Here is a 17336-nt window from a genome sequence, read left to right on the forward strand (position 1 = left end):
TCTGTACCCAGGAACGCTTCCTTCATCCATTCCTAATATCACAATATAGCGAGGACTTCTTGCACGAATTATGCATTCCTTTACGATCCGTAACTACTGCAATCAGCCTAGTACTCGATCGTGTAATTATTTGATGACAAGTCTGCACGGGGCCTACAACGCTTCATTTAACCTTTATTCTTGTATATTTCAGTCATGCGCAGTATGTACTCAATGTCTATTTGAAAATCCTCTCGGCTTGCCTGTTTTCAGCCACCTTGTCCAGCCCATTAGTAAATTCAGGGTATATCTTTTCAATCGCTGAAAATCGTATGTCAGGTTCGTATCTCTTTATTAGATCCTTGAAAGTCCTTCTTCTACTATTAACTGTTACATGGAGTAACGTGCAAAAGAGCAGTAAACAAAGGAGCGAAAACTCGCCCCTTCTGTTCCCGCATGCGCTCTGGTTGCTGAATTTGACGATACATGTCTTCATCTATTCGGACAACGATTTATCTATTGGAGAGATCCTGCGAATAAGCGAGCATTCGTGAGAAAACTACATTTTACCGAGGGAGTTCAATCTTCGGGGTAGACTCCAAGCCAGATTACGAAAACCTCCTGTGCTCTTTGCTTTCCCCTATTGCCCGTAAACCCGAACCTCAATCACCTGAGCGAACGGCGAGCCGTTCGTCGACTCAACGACAATCCGGAGCGCCGAAGCGGCTACGGCAGCCGGAAGCGCGATGACTCTTTTGCGCTTGCGGTTGTCTTGAATCCGTTCCAGCACCGTCCAGCCTTCATCCGTCAACGCTTCGATCCGGCAATCCTTCACGAGATCCGGCATCACGGGAAATGGCGTCGTATGGTGATGCAGGTTAATCAAATCCTCGTTCACGTCGTCATTGAACGTCAGATGGATTTCCCGCATGCCGACGGGAGACGGCCATTGCAGCCGCAGCCATTCTTCCCGCCCCTCCTCCATCACATCCGACATCCACAGATGCGGGCCGCCGAACGGACGAACGTAACCGTCCACCGCTTTGTCCGCCGCATAAGCCTTCGTTCCCGGGGACAACTTCACGCAGACCGCCTTGCGATTGAACGGCCCCGTGCGCCACAACGTCACGCGCTGGCTGTTCTCCGGAAGCTCGTCGATCGGCAGGTCGCCATGATATTCGAAGCCCAGCATGCCGAATATCGTCCCCTCCGCCGCATGCAGCCGCAACCGCGCGTTCTCGCGCACGACAAGGAAAACGTTGCACGGCGCCGACTGAAGCCGCGCCCCGCTCCCGTCAACCGCGGCCCACTGCTTAGCGCCTTGCTCTACACGGCAGCTATGCCGCGAAAGCAACCGATGCGGAATGTAATTCTCCTCACGGCCCGTTTCCCATACTTCCACGACAAGCTCGGTCGCTTCCTCCGCGTCGACGAGCAGCTCCACGCCATCCAGCCGTGGATCGACCGGCACTAGGATGCCCACCGGCTTCTCCAGCGCATGCGCATGGGATACCAGTTCTCCCCCTGTTCCGTGCAACGGCCATTGCGCCAACGACAACGTGCTCGACGCTTCCACGGCAGCCGTCGCCCTCGCCAAATCCAGCGGGTCTGCATTGCGCAGCCCGATAACCGCAGCATCCTGCCGGAGCAGCGTCTGCTGCAGATCGCCCATATGCTCGGCCTGAAGCGTTCTCGGCGTTACGCCTTTCTTCACACACAGCGCCGCTCCCGTTCCGGCCGCTTCGCCGATGACGGCACAAGTCGCCATAACGCGCGTCGTGCCGAATGCCACGTGCGAAGCACTAATATTCCGTCCGGCAAAAAGCAGATTGCGCACATTCGCCGAATAAAGCGAGCGGAACGGAATCGCGTAATTGCCGTCGGCATAGAAGTGCTTCGAACCGCTCTCGACGGCATACATGCCCTGCGGCGGATGGAGATCGATCGACCAGCCGCCAAAAGCGACCTTGTCGTCGAATGCGCGCTGTTCGACGACGTCGTTCTGATTCAGCATATAATCGCCGACGAAGCGGCGGTATTCCCTTTTGCCTGGCAGCGAGCCGACCCACTCCAAGGTCATGTTGTCCGCCTCGAACTGACCGGAATTCTTGATAAAATCCCAGATGCCGTAGATCACCGACCACAGCTCGTCGCGGATGCGCTCGTTCTCATGCACCGTGTCCAGCTCGCCGCCCCACTCGATCCACCAATAATGGCAGCCCGAGTCTCCGCTGCGGATGACCCGGCGAACAGGAATGCTCGTTTGCGTAATATCTTTGGCAAAAGATGGCGGAACGTACTTGATCGGCCGGCCCATATCCTTCGAATAGAACAAAATCGTGCTCCCCAGCGTAATATCGTCCGCGATCTCCGGTGCCCAATCTTCATTGAACTCGGCTTTCGCTTCACGGCCGATCCGGTATTTCGCGCCAGCCAGGAAACCGACCAGCCCGTCGCCGGTGCAGTCCAGCACCACGTCGCCCTCGAACCGGATCCGCCGCTCCGAGCCCATCATCCAACCCGTGACGGCCGTAATGATACGGTCTTCCGCCGGACCTTCTGCCTCCACCTCGTGCACGTCCGTATTCAGGAACAGCTGGATATTCGGCTCCGCCCGCACGGTCTCCAGGACAACGAGATCCCAATAATACGGGTTGCCCTCCATATTGCGGTACTGGTTCTCCACGAAGAGCTCGCCCATGATGCCCGTCTCCCGCGCATAGCGGTTGACGCCGTGGCCCGTCGCGCCGCACACCCACACCCGCACCTCGCTGCTGGAATTGCCGCCAAGCACGGGCCGATTCTGCACGAGCGACACCGTCTGTCCGAGTCTGGCCGCAGCCACCGCCGCGCATACGCCGGACAAGCCGCCGCCGACCACGACGATATCCGTTTTCACTGTTTGCTCCAACATTGCCGATTCATCCCCCATCGTTAGGTATACACCATTATTTTCATGCTACAATGAAGTAAAGTCCTTTTGGAATGGCCGGTCTTTCGCGCGGCATATCTTTATTTTCAGATGAGGTGACCCTATGCAGGAGCTTGCGTTCCCGCCGTTTCCCGAAGAAACGGAATGGGTGTATTGGCATCACAAAGAAGCCTTCCAGCTCGCCGAAGACACGTATGCCAGATGGGTCTTATTCGCGGTGGAAAGCGGCGGATTCCGCTACCGTATCCTCGATGAAGAAGGGACGGCGGCCGCAGGCGACGTCGTCGTCTGCCCGCCGGGCGTGCGCTTCGAACGCGAAGTCGTCCAGCCGCTTTCTTTCGCTTTCATCAGCTTCACGCTGCGCGCGGACGATCTCTCCTCCTTGCCGCAGGGGCGCGTGAACACGGGAGATACCGCGAGACTGCTTCACAATCTGGCGCAGCTCAAGCCGTCGCATCCTCACGATTCCTCGGCGTGGCATCCTTACGGGGCGCATTACGCAGCGGATATTTGGCTGCAATGCTTGCAGACGTTCGGCCGGCGCCGTCAGGCCCCCGCAGAACCTGCCGATGCCGCGATGGAAGCGGCCGCTTCCTGGCTCCGTTCGCATGTGGAAGCGAAGGCCGCGCTGAGCGAAGCCGCCGCGCTCTGCGGTTTGACGCCGGTCCAATTCACCCGCCGTTTCCAACGGGCATTCGGAATGCCGCCGCAGCAGTTCATGCTCTCGCTCCGCATGGCCGAAGCGCGCAAATTGCTCGTTTCCACTGATTGGACGCTCGACCGGATCGCCCTCTCCTGCGGATACGAGAACGGCTTCTCGCTCAGCCGCAGCTTCGTCCGGCTGACGGGTATCCGCCCGTCGAGTTATCGCGGGCTTCATCGGCTGTAAGCTCCGCAGCTTGCGCAGTTGCTCAGCGCCGCGCAGGCGTCCCGCTTTCCGCGCCGCGCGTGTCGATATGCGTTCGCGTGTCAAGGCGGCGTCGGGGCAGTGTCGGAGCAGTGTCGGAGCAGTGTCGGAGCAGTGTCGGAGCAGTGTCGGAGCAGTGTCGGAGCAGTGTCGGAGCAGTGTCGGAGCAGTGTCGGGGTAGAGTGTCAGGGCAGTGCCAAGGCAGCGTCGAGGGGCTCCAGAGCGGCTCAACATTGCTCCGGCAAACGATGATTCAGCGGACTTCCTCCACCACCCGTAGAATATACTGCACCAGGTGCAGCTCCTTGCTCGGATTCACCGCTTTCCCTCCAATGTACTGCACTGGATGCAGCTCTTTGCTCGAATTCACCGCTTTTCCTCCAATACTGCACTGGGTGCAGCTCCTTGCTCGAATTCACCGCTTTTCCTCCAATACTGCACTGGGTGCAGCTCCTTGCTCGAATTCACCGCTTTTCCTCCAATGTACTGCACTGGGTGCAGCTCTTTGCTCGAATTCACCGCTTTTCCTCCAATGTACTGCACTGGGTGCAGCTCTTTGCTCGGATTCACCGCTTTTCCTCCAATGTACTGCACTGGGTGACACTGGGTGCAGCTCCTTGCTCGGATTCCCCGCTTTTCCTCCAATGTACTGCACTGGGTGCAGCTCTTTGCTCGAATTCACCGCTTTTCCTCCAATGTACTGCACCGGGTGCAGCTCCTTGCTCGAATTCACCCCTTCCCACCAATGTACTGCACCGGGTGCAGCTCCTTGCTCGGATTCCCCGCTTTTCCTCCAATGTACTGCACCGGATGCAGCTCTTTTCTCCTATCCATACGTCTCCCTCAACCCCACCTGCCAATCGCAACCACGCCCGATCCCGGACAACCACCCATAAATTTAAGGGTTAAATCCGATTGCATATTTACTGCGTACATAATATACTGTTATTAATATATACTGTTTATTAAGTACACTATTATTCAAAAGGAGCGACGCTGCATGAACAGAACCGCCATCGCAACAAAAGGCTTACGCAAATCGTTCGGCCAGCAAACGGTGCTGGACGGCATCGATTTGACCGTTCAATCCGGTACGATCTTCGCCTTGCTCGGACCGAACGGCGCCGGCAAGACGACGCTGATCAACATCCTCTCCACGCTTACGAAGCCGGACGGAGGAACGGCCTCCGTCAACGGACATGATGTCGTCCGCGAACGTGAAGACGTCAAACGCTCCATCAGCCTCACGGGACAGTTCGCCGCCGTCGACGACATGCTGACCGCAAGAGAAAACCTCCGCATGATGTGCAGGCTATCCGGTTTCACGCCAGCAGACGCACGCTCCCGGACCGCCGAGCTGTTGAAACTGTTCGATCTGGAAGCGAGCGCCGGCAAGCTCGTCAAAACCTACTCCGGCGGGATGCGCCGCAGACTCGATCTGGCCGTCAGCCTTGTCGCTTCCCGGCCGGTACTGTTCCTGGATGAACCGACGACGGGGCTCGATACCGTCAGCCGGCGCGCCTTATGGGACATGATTTTGGAGCTGCGGGACCGGGGAATGACGATCTTCTTGACGACGCAATATTTGGAAGAAGCCGATCTGCTCGCGGACCGCATTGCCGTCATTGCCGGCGGGCGCATCGTCGCTTCCGGCACGGCGCAGGAGCTGAAGTCCCGCTTCGGAGGCGAGCTGATCGAGCTGCATGGCGCAGATGAGGAAATCCTCGCGGTCTATGCCACCGACGGCAGCCTGCAGCATATTCGGAATACGCTGAACGAGCTCGCCGAACAGGTATCGCCGGATACGCGGATCAGCCTGCGCAAACCTAGCATGGATGATGTATTCGTGGCGTTGACGACGACATCGACGACATCGTCATCAACGACATCAACGACATCAACATCTTCAACCGCCAAAGTAGAGGAGGCCGTCCAATGATTCACACCACATCCGCGCCTGACAAAGGCGTTTCCTTCGGGGCCACCAATGCCGTCTTCATCGGCCGAAGCATCCGCCTCAGCCTGCGCAACACGGAAGCGCTTGTCATGGCCATTATGCTGCCGATTATGCTAATGCTCCTGTTTACTTATGTGTTCGGCGGCGCGATCGCGCCCGGAGGGGAATACGTGAATTACGTCGTGCCCGGCATCATTTTGCTGTGCGCCGGATTCGGATCGTCCAGCACCGCCTTCGACGTCGCGCAGGACATGACGAACGGCATCATCGACCGGTTCCGCACGATGCCGATCCGCAGTCTCAGCGTCATCATCGGGCATATCGCCGCCAGCCTTGCCCGCAACCTGATGGCTACCGGCGTCGTCATCGGCGTCGCGTTCCTTGTCGGGTTCCGCTCCTCCGCCGGCTTGCTCGACTGGCTTGCCGCCATCGGCATTATCGCGTTATTCATACTCGCCTTGACTTGGCTCTTCGCAACGATCGGACTGATTGCCGGTTCCCCGTCAGCCGCTTCCGGTTACGGCTTCATCCTGCTCTTCCTTCCGTATCTCTCCAGCGCGTTCGTCCCGACGACGACGATGCCGCATTGGCTGCAAGGCGTGGCGAATAATCAGCCGATCACGCCGGTCATCGAGACCATCCGCGGCCTGCTGACCGGTACGCCGATCGGCAACAGCGCTTGGCTTGCGGTTGCTTGGTGCATCGGCATCCTCCTGCTTGCCATCATTTGGAGCGTCATAGCGTTCAACCGGAAAGCCGGACGCAGATAGCAAGGTATCGCACCTGCCTTTGCCCTCACACTCACAGCAGCCACCACTTCCGCGCACGCCAAAAAGCACATCGGCTCGCCTCGTCAGAGGGAACCGATGTGCTTTTTTATTCGCCTATGCCTCGCCGGACGGCTTCCGCCGACGTTCCAAATATTGCTCGACTCCGTCCAGGATCCGCTCCAGGCCAAAATCCAAGTCGTCGCCGACCGTACTCTCCGCCTCTCGTTCGCCGGCATAGACGCCCGACATGACGATCGGATACAGATCCGGAAAACGTTCCGGCGTAACGAGCTGCTTGAGCGCGGGACTGAACGGCAGACCCGAGAACTCCTCGGCATTCCTCCCGGCCTTCATCGCCATGACCATGTCCCGCCGAATCTGGCCGATGGAGCGGCCGTAGCTGCTCATCAACAGCATGATGGACATTTTCTCGAATTCGTCGAGATCAAGCGGGCGCATCATGCGAAGCACCCAGTCGACCATGGCCATGATATTCGGCGTGACTGGCACGCCCGTGATCGGAATATCGCTGTACCACGGATGCCGGGTGAACACGTCCACGCACAAATCGACATATTCCCGCATCCCGTCCCGCCAATGCTGGCCGGGCTTATCCTCCGGAAGCGGCGTGCACACGGACTCCTGCATGAGCAGGAGCAAATCGTCTTTGCTCGCGATGTAGCGGTACAGCGACATCGTCGTGAAGCCAAGCGACTGGGCGACGCGGCTCATCGACATGGCCTGCAGGCCGTCCTGATCGGCGATCGCGACGGCGGCGTCGACGATCTGCTTGATGCTGAGCTCGCCCTTCGGACCGCGTTTTCCCTGCTTGACGATGCCCCAGCTCAAAGCCACGCCGCTCGGCAGCTGTTCGAGCACCTCATCTTTATCCGCTGAATTATCCGCTGAATCGTTACGGTCGGTCATCCTTGCTGTCCTCCATCCCGGTGACTATCTCCGAAATTGTATACGTCATAAACAGTGTATCATATCCGTTTATGCCTGGACAACGAAGCCTGACTTACCGACCGCAGGCAGCCTCCGCGGATCTAGGCCACCGCTGTCGTCCTGTCCATATTGCGATTCTTGCCCTTCTTGCGCGCCCGCGCCTTCAATTGCCAGATCGTAAGACCGGTAACCATCAGCACGAACGGCATCATGCCGAAGACGAAGGTGATCCACCTTGTCGTCACGCCGCCCCACGTTGCAAAATGCAGCCCTTTGCGCCACGTATTATACAGGTTGATCGCCCAATTCGGATGCATCTTGTACAACACTTCCCCGTTCGAAGCATCCATATCAATCGTGCTGTTGCTGCCGCTCGACGCCCCGAAGCCTTCCTTCACGCCGAACTGGTAAGTATCGCCGGGCTTTTGCGGCAATGTGACTGTAATCAGCTTGCCGTGCGGATACTTCTCCTGCTCCATGCCCAGGGCCTGACCGAAAGGAAGGATTGCGGCGCCGTCCTTGGCCTCCGTCTTCTTCGCCGGATCGGGCACGGCCTCCTTCGACTCGAAGCCGAACCAGGTTGGAATCTGTTTCTCGTAAGAGTTGACGGTCGCGGCAATCCCAATATCGCCGGCTGTCGGATGCGCATCGATGGGATAGATCCAGCTTTCCAATGCGTTCTCAATGAGAACCATTATCATATATGCTGTCAACCATTAAATAGCGAAATCGTTCGCTCGTCTTAGACTAGTTATCTCGATCGATCATCGGGCAGCTTCTCTGTAGGCGCATCGGCCTATCTCCGGCAATAATGAATGCGGCAAAATAAAAAGCCGCGCGCCCCTGATAGGGACTGCCCGGCTTCCCGTCCGCGCTTATCGCGCAGCGTTCAGTTCAATGATATTGCGGTCGGGATCCAGCAGGAAGATCTGCGAGAATCCCGTAATGCTGTTGCGGTTGTTCCGGTGCTCGATGCCGCACCGATCCAGCCAAGCGATCGTCTCGTCGAAATCGGCGACGCGAATGGCGAAATGCCCGTCGCGGGTATCGATGCCGGCGCTGCGCAGCGTCTGTCCCTCGTGCACGATCAGGTGCAGCTGCTGGCCGCCGCTGCCGATGCCGTACCAAGCGCCGGGAAAGTCGAACGCCGGGCGCTCGATTTCCCTCAAGCCGATGACCTCTTCATAGAAGCGTTTTGCCTGTTCCAAGTCGGTTACGATCAAGCTGACATGATGAATACCTTCGTGGCGAATCATCGTGTACGTCCACCGCCTTTTTTGCCTCTAGTATAGCATGAACGGCATGCGGAGCCGTCTACATTTTGAATTTTCCTACCATATCGGACAGCCCTTGAGCAATGCTGCTAAGCGACTGCGCGGCAGCCGTGATTTCCTGCACGGAAGCAAGCTGCTCCTCGGTCGCGGCGGCGACCGATTGCGTCGATTGCGCGGCCTCCCTCGAGATGGCGCTCATATCGTGCACCGAAGCCGACACTTCCTCGGAGCCGGCAGCCATCTGCTGCGCGGCCGCGGCGACCTCCTGGACCCGCTCGGCCACTTGCCGGGCGGTGGCGACGATCTGCCCGAACGCCCGCTCGGCGCCGGATACGGCATCAATGCCGCGCTGCACGTCGCCGCGGCTGCGCTGCATCGTCTGCACGGCCTTCAAGGTATCCCGCTGGATCTCCGCGATAACCTCGGCGATGCCGTGCACCGATTCCGCCGACTGCTCGGACAGTTTCTTGACCTCGCTCGCGACGACGGCGAAGCCGCGGCCCTGCTCGCCCGCGCGCGCCGCTTCGATGGAGGCGTTGAGCGACAGCAGTCCGGTCTGGGAGGCAATGTCGCCGATGAGGACGACGATTTCGCCGATCCGCTCGGAATGACCTTCCAACATTTCAATGTCCGCGCCCGCCTGATCGACGGAGCCGCTGATCGCATTCATCCGCTCCACCGCGGAAGCGATCGCTTCGTTGCCGTCTCTCGCATGCCGGCTCGCTTCTATCGTCAAATCGGCCACTGTCGATGCCGTTTCGGCAATCCGCTGGATGCCCGTCGCCATCTCTTCCATCGCCCTGCTCGTCTCGCCGGCGCTGTGCTGCTGGCGCTCGGCGCCGGATGCTACTTCCTGAACGGCTTCCGCGACATGCTGCGTCGCTCCCGCATTTTGCTCGGAGCTGGCCCGCAGCCCTTCCGACGAAGTCGTCAACGTGCCGGCGGCCTGCCGAATGCCCGTCATCATGCTTCTCAAGCTGTCCGTCATCTCGTTCATGGCGCCGATCATCGTCCCGATCTCGTCCTTGCTCTTCGCCGGCTGCGACTCGACCGACAGATCCGCGTCGGCGATACGGCGCAGCGTCTCCGCTGCCCGCTTGATCGGTCTGGAGATCGAGGCATTGATGAGCACGACGAGGAAGATGGCGATGACCACGGCCGCCGCCATGATAATCCACACTTCGATCCGGCTGTTGCGGTAGGCATCTTCGCTTTCCTTGGTCGCTTCCTCCGCGCCTCTATGATTCAACTGGACCAGCTGTTTCAGATCCAGCTGCATATCCTCGAACGCCTTCAGCGACTCGTCCATGATCTGTACGACCTCAGACGCTTTGTTCCCCGAGCCGTTAATCAAATCGACTTTCGTGCCGAGCGATGCCGCCTGTTCGTACACTTGCTTGTACGCATTCCATTTGCTTCTCAGCTTCTCCGCGGTCGCCTTGTCTTTCTCGTTCGCATAAGTAGCGGCGTATGAATCCATCGCATCGTCGACCGCTCCAAGCAGTTTTGAAGCTTCCTTCATATCGTCTGCTTTCTTCGTCTTATCCGCTTCCGACAAAATCCGGAGTTGATAATTCAGCACATGCTCCGTCAGATAATTAATGTTGTTGGCAATTTCGACGCCCGACAGCCAATTGGTAGTAATGACCTTCGTATTATCCGCCATGCGCTTCTCGGAGGACAGCGATGCGAATCCCAGAAAGCAGAGCATCAGGACAAGCACGAGAAAAGCGAACAGCAGCTTCCTCCCCACGGTAAACGTCAATAAGCTTTTTTTCAATCGAAACCACTCCCTGGACTTCATGTATTGTGGAGTGTTTATCGACAAATTCCGACTTCCAATGAAGCTTTTTGTCGGAAATTTAACATTCCCATCCAAATTTTAGGGTGTATCGCGTTCACTGCGCGGCAGTCCGTATATTTCGCCCCCATCATGCGCACCGTTATAACGATTACCTGATAAAGGAAGGGGTTCCCATGATGAAAACCGCCCTGGCACTGCTCGTCCTCTTACTTGGAGGATGGCTGGGAAGCCTGCGCTCCAACGCCGCGCCCGATGCAGACTGGCATAAGTTGCAAGACGGGGAAGCCGTATCCGTCCAGGTCGTCGGCAGCCTGCATGGCATCACGCCGTCGCCGCTCTATACCGTTGCCACCTCTGAAGGCCGTGCCATCGTCGCCACCATCGTCCGCTGGTACAACGCCGCGCCGCCCAACGGCGTTCAGCCGTTCTACGGCAGGCACGGCTACCCTTGGAAACTCCGCATCGATCTGTCGGACGGCAGCGACATCATGATCGAACAGGCTTACGATTGCACGACCCGGGCATTCTCGAATCATTCCGAGAAGTCCTGCGCATCGGCCGACGGCGAGGTCGTATTTCACGTGCAATCGAAGGAGCTGCGCGGGAAGAACCGTGAGCTTTACGACTGGCTCGCCGGCGGATGGCGGACGCAACAATAAAGCAGCTGCCGCAGGCAGCTGCTCGAAGATGCATTTTGGTCATTGCAAGAGAGTTCCCCCTCTTCCCCGCCACCTCAATCCCTTTCACCAAGTTACCAGCCTTTCACGACTTTCCCGTGCTCGAATCTGTCCATTAGGAAGGTTAGTATTCGATCCGCGGCATAATTCGGACTGGCTAACCTTACGCTTTGCGCGCGCTCGTCGGTTATCGCCGATTCCTCGTACATCCGCGTATCGGTCGCCCCTGGCCTAACGCCCATTATTTTCACCGTATCTTGTTCGACGCCAATCGACTTGATAAACGTTTCGAGGCCGGCTTTGGACGTCGAGTAACAACTTAGCATCGGTTTCAGATTGAAGGATAATCCGGAGGAAATATTCATGACCCGCTTATCCGTCTTATAAGCGTCCGTATATTTAATAAAGCTCGACGTTAACAGCATCGGAGCAATTAAGTTAATCTGCATATGGTCGATGACCTCTTCGTGCGCACTCCGATTTATGACCTCAACCGGCTTGATCCTGGCCGCATTATTAATCAAGTAGATGGACTCCGCGTCGGCATCGTCGATTTTCCCGACAATTTGATGGACTAAATCGTCAATGCCGTTAAGATTGTTCAGGTCGAAAGCAAAGTAATCCAAAGGGGCATTCTTGGATGCGGCTAAAGAAACCAATGCCTGATTGACTTCTCTCGACAGGCAGAAAAGATGATGGTTCGGCGACAAAAGCTTTTCCGTGATTGCTTTCCCAATTCCCCGTGATGAACCCGTAATAATAAAGTATCGCATCTGAACAACCTCCGCTTTTATCCTATAATCACCTGCAGCAGTACCTATTTACACAAAATACCATATCCCGTTGCAAAACTATAGCAAAAGCTGTCCGCCCTCTCTATCCGTTTGGGAGACAACGAAAAAGCCCCCGAAACCGCGGAAGCACCGCAGTCTCGAAGGCTTGCTTATTCCACTAAACTATGGCTTCGCCGGAAGCGAGAACACGGCCTTCCACGTTTTGCCGCTGTCGGTCGTCTTGTAGACCGCCGGCTTCTCGAAGCTCGTGACCGCCAGATAGCCCGTCGCGGCGGAGAGGAACGACAGCTTGCCGTCGTAACCCGGCGCGGCGCCCGGCAGATTGGTCCATGTCTTGCCGTCGTCCAGCGAACGGCCGAACTGCAGGTCGTCGATGGCTCCGCTGCCCGCGACCATGAAGGCGGCTTGACGCCCGATGACCGCCATGTCGGTCGGCCTGCCCGCCGGTCCGGCCAGCTTGCCGTTAGGCGCGACCGGTCCCGGCGCAGGACCGGCTCCGGCTGTCGGATGCGAGATGACCTGCTTCCAATGCGCGCCTGCATCCGACGTATGGAAGACAGAGTACGAGGTCTGCGACATGCCGGAGTCTCCGTACAGCAGCACCCATACGTCGGAGCTGTCCGTGCCGTAGATCATGCCGCCGACATTGGTCTGCGACTTCACCTTCAACGAGTCCGTCCAGTGCTTCCCTCCGTCGACGGTACGCTTGACTTCATAGCCGCCTGTCGCGAGCACGATGATCGCCCAGCCCTTCTGCTCCGTCATGAAGTGCACGTAGCGCGTGTTCGGCGGCGTTGGAAGCTTACTCCACGTCTTGCCGCCGTTCGCCGTCTTGTACGTGAACGCGCGCGTATATCCGAAGCCCGTTTGCTCATTTAGAAATTGGATGCGGTCGAACGGATGCTGTCCCGTCGGAATCCACGTAAAGCTCGACCCGCCGTTCGCCGTCTTCAGCAATGTGTTCGGCTGCCCGTACGCCGTTTGAGCCAGCACGTAGCCCGTGGTATTGGTCAGAAACTGCATCTGGGTAAAACTCAGCTTGCCCGTATTGTAGATCGTCTGCCAATGACAGCCGGCATCCGACGTGCCGATCATGAAACCGTTGCCCGCGGCTCGCCCGATATTGGTGCTTAAGAATTGAATCGACTCCAGGTACGGATCGGATGTGTCCTTCATCGCCTTCAAAGCCAAGCCGTGGTCGTCCGTTCGGCACGGTGCGGCCGCCTTCGGCGCGCTTGCCGCGGCTGCGGCCGACGTTCCCGCGTTCGCGCCGAAGCCCGTCAGCGTCGCTGCCGCCAACAAAGCGGCAAGCGCCAATTTCGGAAGTTTTCCTATCATAAATAATCACCTCGTTGAATTATTAACCTTCTGGCACGGTTTTCTATCTGCATTCTTTGACGCACGGCAAGCTTGTCCGGTTGCGGGACGAATCCGCCAGCCGTAAATTTCCGCTTTAGGCTAGGATTACCCCGCGCAGGCATTGTATGACTTTCCCCGAACCGCAATTTGCACAGCTCACCCGACTCCTTCATCCCCTCCCCCGCTTGCTTTACCGGCTTCCCCGCAATTTGTAAAATCCGGCTTTAAAGAGCGTTGATTTTCTAACATTCCCTTCACACTTTCATCATCATCTGTTAATACTGCGCTGCTATACTGAGGGCATTCGAGGAGATACGGCTATTCACGCCCCTAAGGCGGACGGCAATTTCTCCCCAAACAAAGGAGCCCATCGACATGTCATCCCAACCAGCCATCGTGTACACGTCGCGCATCTGCGACAGCGATACGATGACGAACAAGCTGATCTACCAAATCAGGCAAAATCAACTCTCCCCGACGGAACTGAACAAGCTGCAAGCACGCTGCAACCGTGAATTGAACGAGCTTCGCCAGGAGCTGAACGACTTGCTGAACGACCTGCGCGCCATCGCCGACCGCAGCAAAACAGAACCTAGCGCAGCCGACCGCGTCGCCGCAGCCGGAAGCACCTCGAACAACCAAACCGCCCCGCGTAAAACCGCGGCCTAACGCGGCCCTTGTTCCATCCGCATCTTCCCAACCGATCTCATCCTACGAATCCAAACAAAAAAAACCGGCATCCCCTGCCCAAATCGCTCATCGGGCAGGATGCCGGTTTTGTTCTATGTCCGCTTCCGTTCCGCCGCGTCCCAGCGATGACTGTACTTCACCAGCCGCGGATGCGGAGCTTGCGGTTCTTCCGTAAGCAGCAGCCGAAGCTTGACGATCCACTCCTCGAACGAGGAGAACGAAGCGAACTGGTTCGCCATCTCCGGCGTCAAGTACAGAAACAGCGGGGACGGATACGCATCCGCCAAATGCCGCAGCGCCGTCTCCATCGGCGTGTATTTCTTTCGCTTCCCTTCCAAGCCTTCCACGGCGACGGGAACCGCCCCGCGCCCCCGTTCTTCCTCGTAGCTGCGCTTCCAGTCATGGAGCCTGTCCAGCCGTTTATGATAAGGCAGCACGGGTTCTTTCGTCATGCGCCGCACTGTTTCTTCATGCAGCGGATAGAGGACCAGCTTGGCAAAAGCGCGTTGCTCCGCCGTCTCGGCCGCGAACGCCAGCGCTTGGTCCTCCAGATGCTGGAACGTATCGTAGACGACCATCGTTCCTTTTCGATTGCTTGGCGACGGCTCGTAGCCGAACGGCACGGATTGGGCAAGCCGATTCATCGCGTTTCCCCCTTGGCATGATTTGCTATAACTTGAGTATACCCCGGAGTTGGCGAATCGATAAATAGGCCTCGCAGGCCTCAAACTCCCTTGACCCGCATTCACCTTGACGCTGTGAAATAAACAAGCGTACGATGAGGGTAGTCATTTACGATTATTTGGAGGGATTGCTGTGTTTCAAGAAGCTCGCCCGCTTTGGCCGGCAGGCCTGGCCGATGCAATGAACATTACCTGCGGCATCAGAGCCAAGTTTCAGGCGGAGCCGCAAACGCCCGCGCTCGTACGCGTAACGGCATCGTCGCGTTACCGCATTTATGTAAACGGTCTCTTCTGCGGGCATGGCCCCGCGGCGGGACCGCACGGTTATTACCGCGTCGACGAATGGGACGTGACGCCTTACTTGGGCAGCGGCAGCAATGATGTCGCCATCGAGACGGCCGGCTACAACGTGAACAGCTTCTACACGCTGGATCAGCCGTCGTTCGTGCAGGCCGAGGTCGAACAAAGCGGACAGATCGCAGCGGCGACCGGAAGCGCTGCGCATCCGTTCGCCGTCTTCGTGCTGCCGGAGCGCATGCGCCGCGTGCAGCGGTACAGCTTCCAGCGCGCGTTCATCGAAGCGTACGCGTTGACGCCGGACACGCACGCTTGGCGGACGTCGGACGCGCTGCCGGCTTCCCCCGCGCAGGCGGAGATCGCGGAGGAGAAGCGGCTGCTTCCGAGGCGCGTGAGCTATCCCCGCTTCGACGTTGCCGCGCCGCACGCGGTGCTGGCGACGGGAACGTTCGGCAAGTCCGGGTCGCCGGCAGCCCCTTGGAGGGACCGTTCCATTAGCAGCGTCGGCCCTGCGTTCAAAGGCTTTCCCCTCGAGGAGCTGGAGGTTGTCCCCACCGACGAAATCGGCGAGCTGGCGATGACCGGCTGGAATCGGGAAGCCCGTCGTTATGAGGGACAAGCCCTGCAGCTGTTAGCGGGAGAGACGGCCTTGCTCGCTTTCGGCCGCAATTCGTCGGGCTTTATCGGGATGGAATTCACCGTCTCAGCGAAGTCGCGGATCGCATTGACATTCGATGAGATTTTGACGGAGGACGGGGATGTCGACCATCTTCGCCTCGGATGCGCGAATGTGATCTATGCGGAATGCGAACCAGGAACGTACACGCTCGAAAGCATCGAGCCCTATACGCTGCAATATTTGAAGGTGCTTGTGCTGGAGGGCGACTGCAAAGTGACGGGCTGCTCGATCCGGGAATATGCCAACCCCGATGCGGACCGCGGGACCTTCGCCAGCTCGGACGCCGCGCTGAACGCCATCTTCGAAGCGGCGCGCGAGACGTTCCGCCAGAACGCGGTCGACGTCTTCATGGACTGCCCGTCCCGCGAGCGGGCCGGCTGGCTGTGCGACAGCTACTTCACCGCTCGCGTCGAAGCGGATCTGACGGGATCGTCCGTCATCGAGCGCAATTTCTTCGAGAACTACGCGCTGCCGGAATCGTTCGCGTTCCTGCCGGAAGGCATGCTGCCGATGTGCTATCCGGCCGATCACAACGACGGCGTATTCATACCGAACTGGTCGCTCTGGTTCGTGCTCCAATTGGAGGAGTTCCGCGACCGCGGCGGCGACGAAGCGACGATCGCTTCGCTGCTGCCGAGAATCGAAGCGCTCTTCCAGTATTTCGAAGGCTTCCGCAACGAGTTCGGACTGCTCGAGAATCTGGAGAGCTGGGTGTTCATCGAATGGTCGAAGGCCAACGATTTCATCGGCGGCATCAACTATCCGACCAACATGCTCTATGCGGCCGCACTCGAAGCGGCAGGCCGGATCTACGGCGCGGACGCGTATCTGGAAGAGGCGGCGTACGTCAAGCAAACGGTGCGCGAGCATTCGTTCGACGGCGCTTTCTTCGTGGATCAAGCGATCGAGGACGAGCAGGGCGAGCTTGAGATCTTGGATCACCGTACCGAGGTTTGCCAGTATTACGCGGCGTATTTCGGCATCGCGGACGCGGAAGAGCTGCCGGTCTGGTTCGACAGCCTGCTGCAGGATTTCAGCCCTTCGCGGGACAAGGATGCGGCGTTCGTCGCCGACATCGGCGGCATTCATCCCGCGAATGCCTTCATCGGCTACTACTTGCGCATGGAGCTGCTGTCGCGGCACGGAGCAACGGCCCAATTGCTGGAGGAAATCAAAGCGTTCTTCGGCAAAATGGCCGAGCGAACGGGTACGTTATGGGAGCATAACCGCACGCAAGCGAGCTGCAATCACGGTTTCGCCTCCCATGTGGCCCGCGCGCTTTACCGCGATGCTCTTGGCATCAAGTCGTTGAACAGTCAGCGCGGCAAGCTGACTGTTGCATTCACCGACAATGCGCTCGCTTCCTGCAGCGGTACCTTGCCGACGCCGGACGGCGACATCGCGCTCAGCTGGCGCGCGGAAGGCGACACGATCTTCTACCGCTTATCGGCTCCGTCTTCATTGACGGTCGAGATCGAGAATCACAGCGGCAAATCGCTGGTGAAGGAAGAAGAGGAGCGTTAAAAACGGCTGCTTATGCGCAGCGATGCCGCCGCGCCGGGGAATGGAGAGCACTGTCCGAGACG

15 protein-coding genes are annotated in these 17336 nt (G+C 58.1%); 6 read left to right on the forward strand and 9 right to left on the reverse strand.

All coding sequences use genetic code 11. The features are described 5' to 3' along the window. Positions 1–619: 619 nt before the first annotated feature. A complete protein-coding gene (locus GZH47_RS13485) occupies positions 620–2893 on the reverse strand; it encodes an FAD-dependent oxidoreductase (protein WP_162640556.1) in 2274 nt (757 codons plus the stop codon). 121 nt (positions 2894–3014) lie between these two features. On the opposite strand from GZH47_RS13485, the gene GZH47_RS13490 reads away from it, so the two are divergent. Further along, positions 3015–3800 carry a helix-turn-helix domain-containing protein gene (locus tag GZH47_RS13490; RefSeq protein WP_162640557.1) on the forward strand — a complete coding sequence of 262 codons (786 nt, stop codon included), beginning with the start codon at positions 3015–3017 and terminating at the stop codon, positions 3798–3800. 384 nt (positions 3801–4184) lie between these two features. On the opposite strand, the gene GZH47_RS13495 is transcribed toward GZH47_RS13490, so the two are convergent. Further along, positions 4185–4388, reverse strand: a complete 204-nt coding sequence (locus GZH47_RS13495; RefSeq protein WP_162640558.1) for a hypothetical protein — start codon at positions 4386–4388, stop codon at positions 4185–4187. Positions 4389–4818: 430 nt separating this feature from the next. Between GZH47_RS13495 and GZH47_RS13500 the strand changes: the two genes are divergently transcribed. Both GZH47_RS13500 and GZH47_RS13505 read left to right on the forward strand, forming a co-directional pair. Further along, positions 4819–5757 (forward strand): ATP-binding cassette domain-containing protein, encoded by a 939-nt coding sequence (locus tag GZH47_RS13500; protein ID WP_162640559.1) that lies wholly within the window; start codon positions 4819–4821, stop codon positions 5755–5757. Then, a complete protein-coding gene (locus tag GZH47_RS13505) occupies positions 5754–6545 on the forward strand; it encodes an ABC transporter permease (RefSeq protein ID WP_162640560.1) in 792 nt (263 codons plus the stop codon). The genes GZH47_RS13500 and GZH47_RS13505 overlap by 4 nt, the downstream gene beginning before the upstream one ends. A gap of 114 nt (positions 6546–6659) precedes the next feature. Here GZH47_RS13505 and GZH47_RS13510 read toward each other — a convergent pair whose 3' ends face one another. From GZH47_RS13510 to GZH47_RS13525, 4 genes are all read right to left on the reverse strand, one after another. After that, positions 6660–7472, reverse strand: coding sequence for a TetR/AcrR family transcriptional regulator (locus GZH47_RS13510; protein ID WP_162640561.1), 813 nt, complete (start codon positions 7470–7472; stop codon positions 6660–6662). A gap of 122 nt (positions 7473–7594) precedes the next feature. Continuing rightward, complete coding sequence (locus GZH47_RS13515; RefSeq protein WP_162640562.1) at positions 7595–8188, reverse strand: PepSY-associated TM helix domain-containing protein; 594 nt, start codon at positions 8186–8188, stop codon at positions 7595–7597. A gap of 180 nt (positions 8189–8368) precedes the next feature. Then, the gene (locus tag GZH47_RS13520; protein ID WP_162640563.1) at positions 8369–8749 is read right to left on the reverse strand and encodes a VOC family protein; all 381 of its coding nucleotides are present in this window, start codon (positions 8747–8749) and stop codon (positions 8369–8371) included. 58 nt (positions 8750–8807) lie between these two features. Continuing rightward, positions 8808–10547 carry a methyl-accepting chemotaxis protein gene (locus GZH47_RS13525; RefSeq protein ID WP_162640564.1) on the reverse strand — a complete coding sequence of 580 codons (1740 nt, stop codon included), beginning with the start codon at positions 10545–10547 and terminating at the stop codon, positions 8808–8810. 197 nt (positions 10548–10744) lie between these two features. Here GZH47_RS13525 and GZH47_RS13530 point away from each other — a divergent pair, with 197 nt between their 5' ends. Further along, on the forward strand, positions 10745–11230 hold the full coding sequence (locus GZH47_RS13530; protein ID WP_162640565.1) for a hypothetical protein: 486 nt from the start codon (positions 10745–10747) through the stop codon (positions 11228–11230). Positions 11231–11322: 92 nt separating this feature from the next. Here the strand turns inward: GZH47_RS13530 and GZH47_RS13535 are convergent, their stop codons facing one another. Both GZH47_RS13535 and GZH47_RS13540 read right to left on the reverse strand, forming a co-directional pair. Continuing rightward, positions 11323–12021: an SDR family NAD(P)-dependent oxidoreductase gene (locus GZH47_RS13535; RefSeq protein WP_162640566.1), complete on the reverse strand. Its 699-nt coding sequence runs from the start codon at positions 12019–12021 to the stop codon at positions 11323–11325. A 183-nt stretch (positions 12022–12204) separates the two neighbouring features. Beyond that, positions 12205–13380 carry a WD40/YVTN/BNR-like repeat-containing protein gene (locus GZH47_RS13540; protein WP_162640567.1) on the reverse strand — a complete coding sequence of 392 codons (1176 nt, stop codon included), beginning with the start codon at positions 13378–13380 and terminating at the stop codon, positions 12205–12207. Between the two features lie 396 nt (positions 13381–13776). Between GZH47_RS13540 and GZH47_RS13545 the strand changes: the two genes are divergently transcribed. Then, positions 13777–14070 (forward strand): hypothetical protein, encoded by a 294-nt coding sequence (locus tag GZH47_RS13545; RefSeq protein WP_162640568.1) that lies wholly within the window; start codon positions 13777–13779, stop codon positions 14068–14070. Between the two features lie 113 nt (positions 14071–14183). Here the strand turns inward: GZH47_RS13545 and GZH47_RS13550 are convergent, their stop codons facing one another. Further along, positions 14184–14735 carry a hypothetical protein gene (locus tag GZH47_RS13550; protein WP_162640569.1) on the reverse strand — a complete coding sequence of 184 codons (552 nt, stop codon included), beginning with the start codon at positions 14733–14735 and terminating at the stop codon, positions 14184–14186. 172 nt (positions 14736–14907) lie between these two features. Between GZH47_RS13550 and GZH47_RS13555 the strand changes: the two genes are divergently transcribed. Beyond that, entirely contained in the window at positions 14908–17274 is a 2367-nt protein-coding gene (locus tag GZH47_RS13555) for an alpha-L-rhamnosidase-related protein (protein WP_162640570.1), read from the forward strand. Positions 17275–17336: the final 62 nt, after the last annotated feature.

This window comes from Paenibacillus rhizovicinus (assembly GCF_010365285.1).
In the GTDB taxonomy this organism is placed as follows: domain Bacteria; phylum Bacillota; class Bacilli; order Paenibacillales; family Paenibacillaceae; genus Paenibacillus_Z; species Paenibacillus_Z rhizovicinus.

Excerpts from the sequence above, each read along its gene's own strand:
- GZH47_RS13485 (WP_162640556.1), bottom strand. The coding sequence starts at position 2,893 with ATGTTGGAGCAAACAGTGAAAACGGATATCGTCGTGGTCGGCGGCGGC.
- GZH47_RS13490 (WP_162640557.1), top strand. The coding sequence starts at position 3,015 with ATGCAGGAGCTTGCGTTCCCGCCGTTTCCCGAAGAAACGGAATGGGTG.
- GZH47_RS13500 (WP_162640559.1), top strand. The coding sequence starts at position 4,819 with ATGAACAGAACCGCCATCGCAACAAAAGGCTTACGCAAATCGTTCGGC.
- GZH47_RS13505 (WP_162640560.1), top strand. The coding sequence starts at position 5,754 with ATGATTCACACCACATCCGCGCCTGACAAAGGCGTTTCCTTCGGGGCC.
- GZH47_RS13510 (WP_162640561.1), bottom strand. The coding sequence starts at position 7,472 with ATGACCGACCGTAACGATTCAGCGGATAATTCAGCGGATAAAGATGAG.
- GZH47_RS13515 (WP_162640562.1), bottom strand. The coding sequence starts at position 8,188 with ATGGTTCTCATTGAGAACGCATTGGAAAGCTGGATCTATCCCATCGAT.
- GZH47_RS13520 (WP_162640563.1), bottom strand. The coding sequence starts at position 8,749 with ATGATTCGCCACGAAGGTATTCATCATGTCAGCTTGATCGTAACCGAC.
- GZH47_RS13530 (WP_162640565.1), top strand. The coding sequence starts at position 10,745 with ATGATGAAAACCGCCCTGGCACTGCTCGTCCTCTTACTTGGAGGATGG.
- GZH47_RS13535 (WP_162640566.1), bottom strand. The coding sequence starts at position 12,021 with ATGCGATACTTTATTATTACGGGTTCATCACGGGGAATTGGGAAAGCA.
- GZH47_RS13540 (WP_162640567.1), bottom strand. The coding sequence starts at position 13,380 with ATGATAGGAAAACTTCCGAAATTGGCGCTTGCCGCTTTGTTGGCGGCA.
- GZH47_RS13545 (WP_162640568.1), top strand. The coding sequence starts at position 13,777 with ATGTCATCCCAACCAGCCATCGTGTACACGTCGCGCATCTGCGACAGC.
- GZH47_RS13550 (WP_162640569.1), bottom strand. The coding sequence starts at position 14,735 with ATGAATCGGCTTGCCCAATCCGTGCCGTTCGGCTACGAGCCGTCGCCA.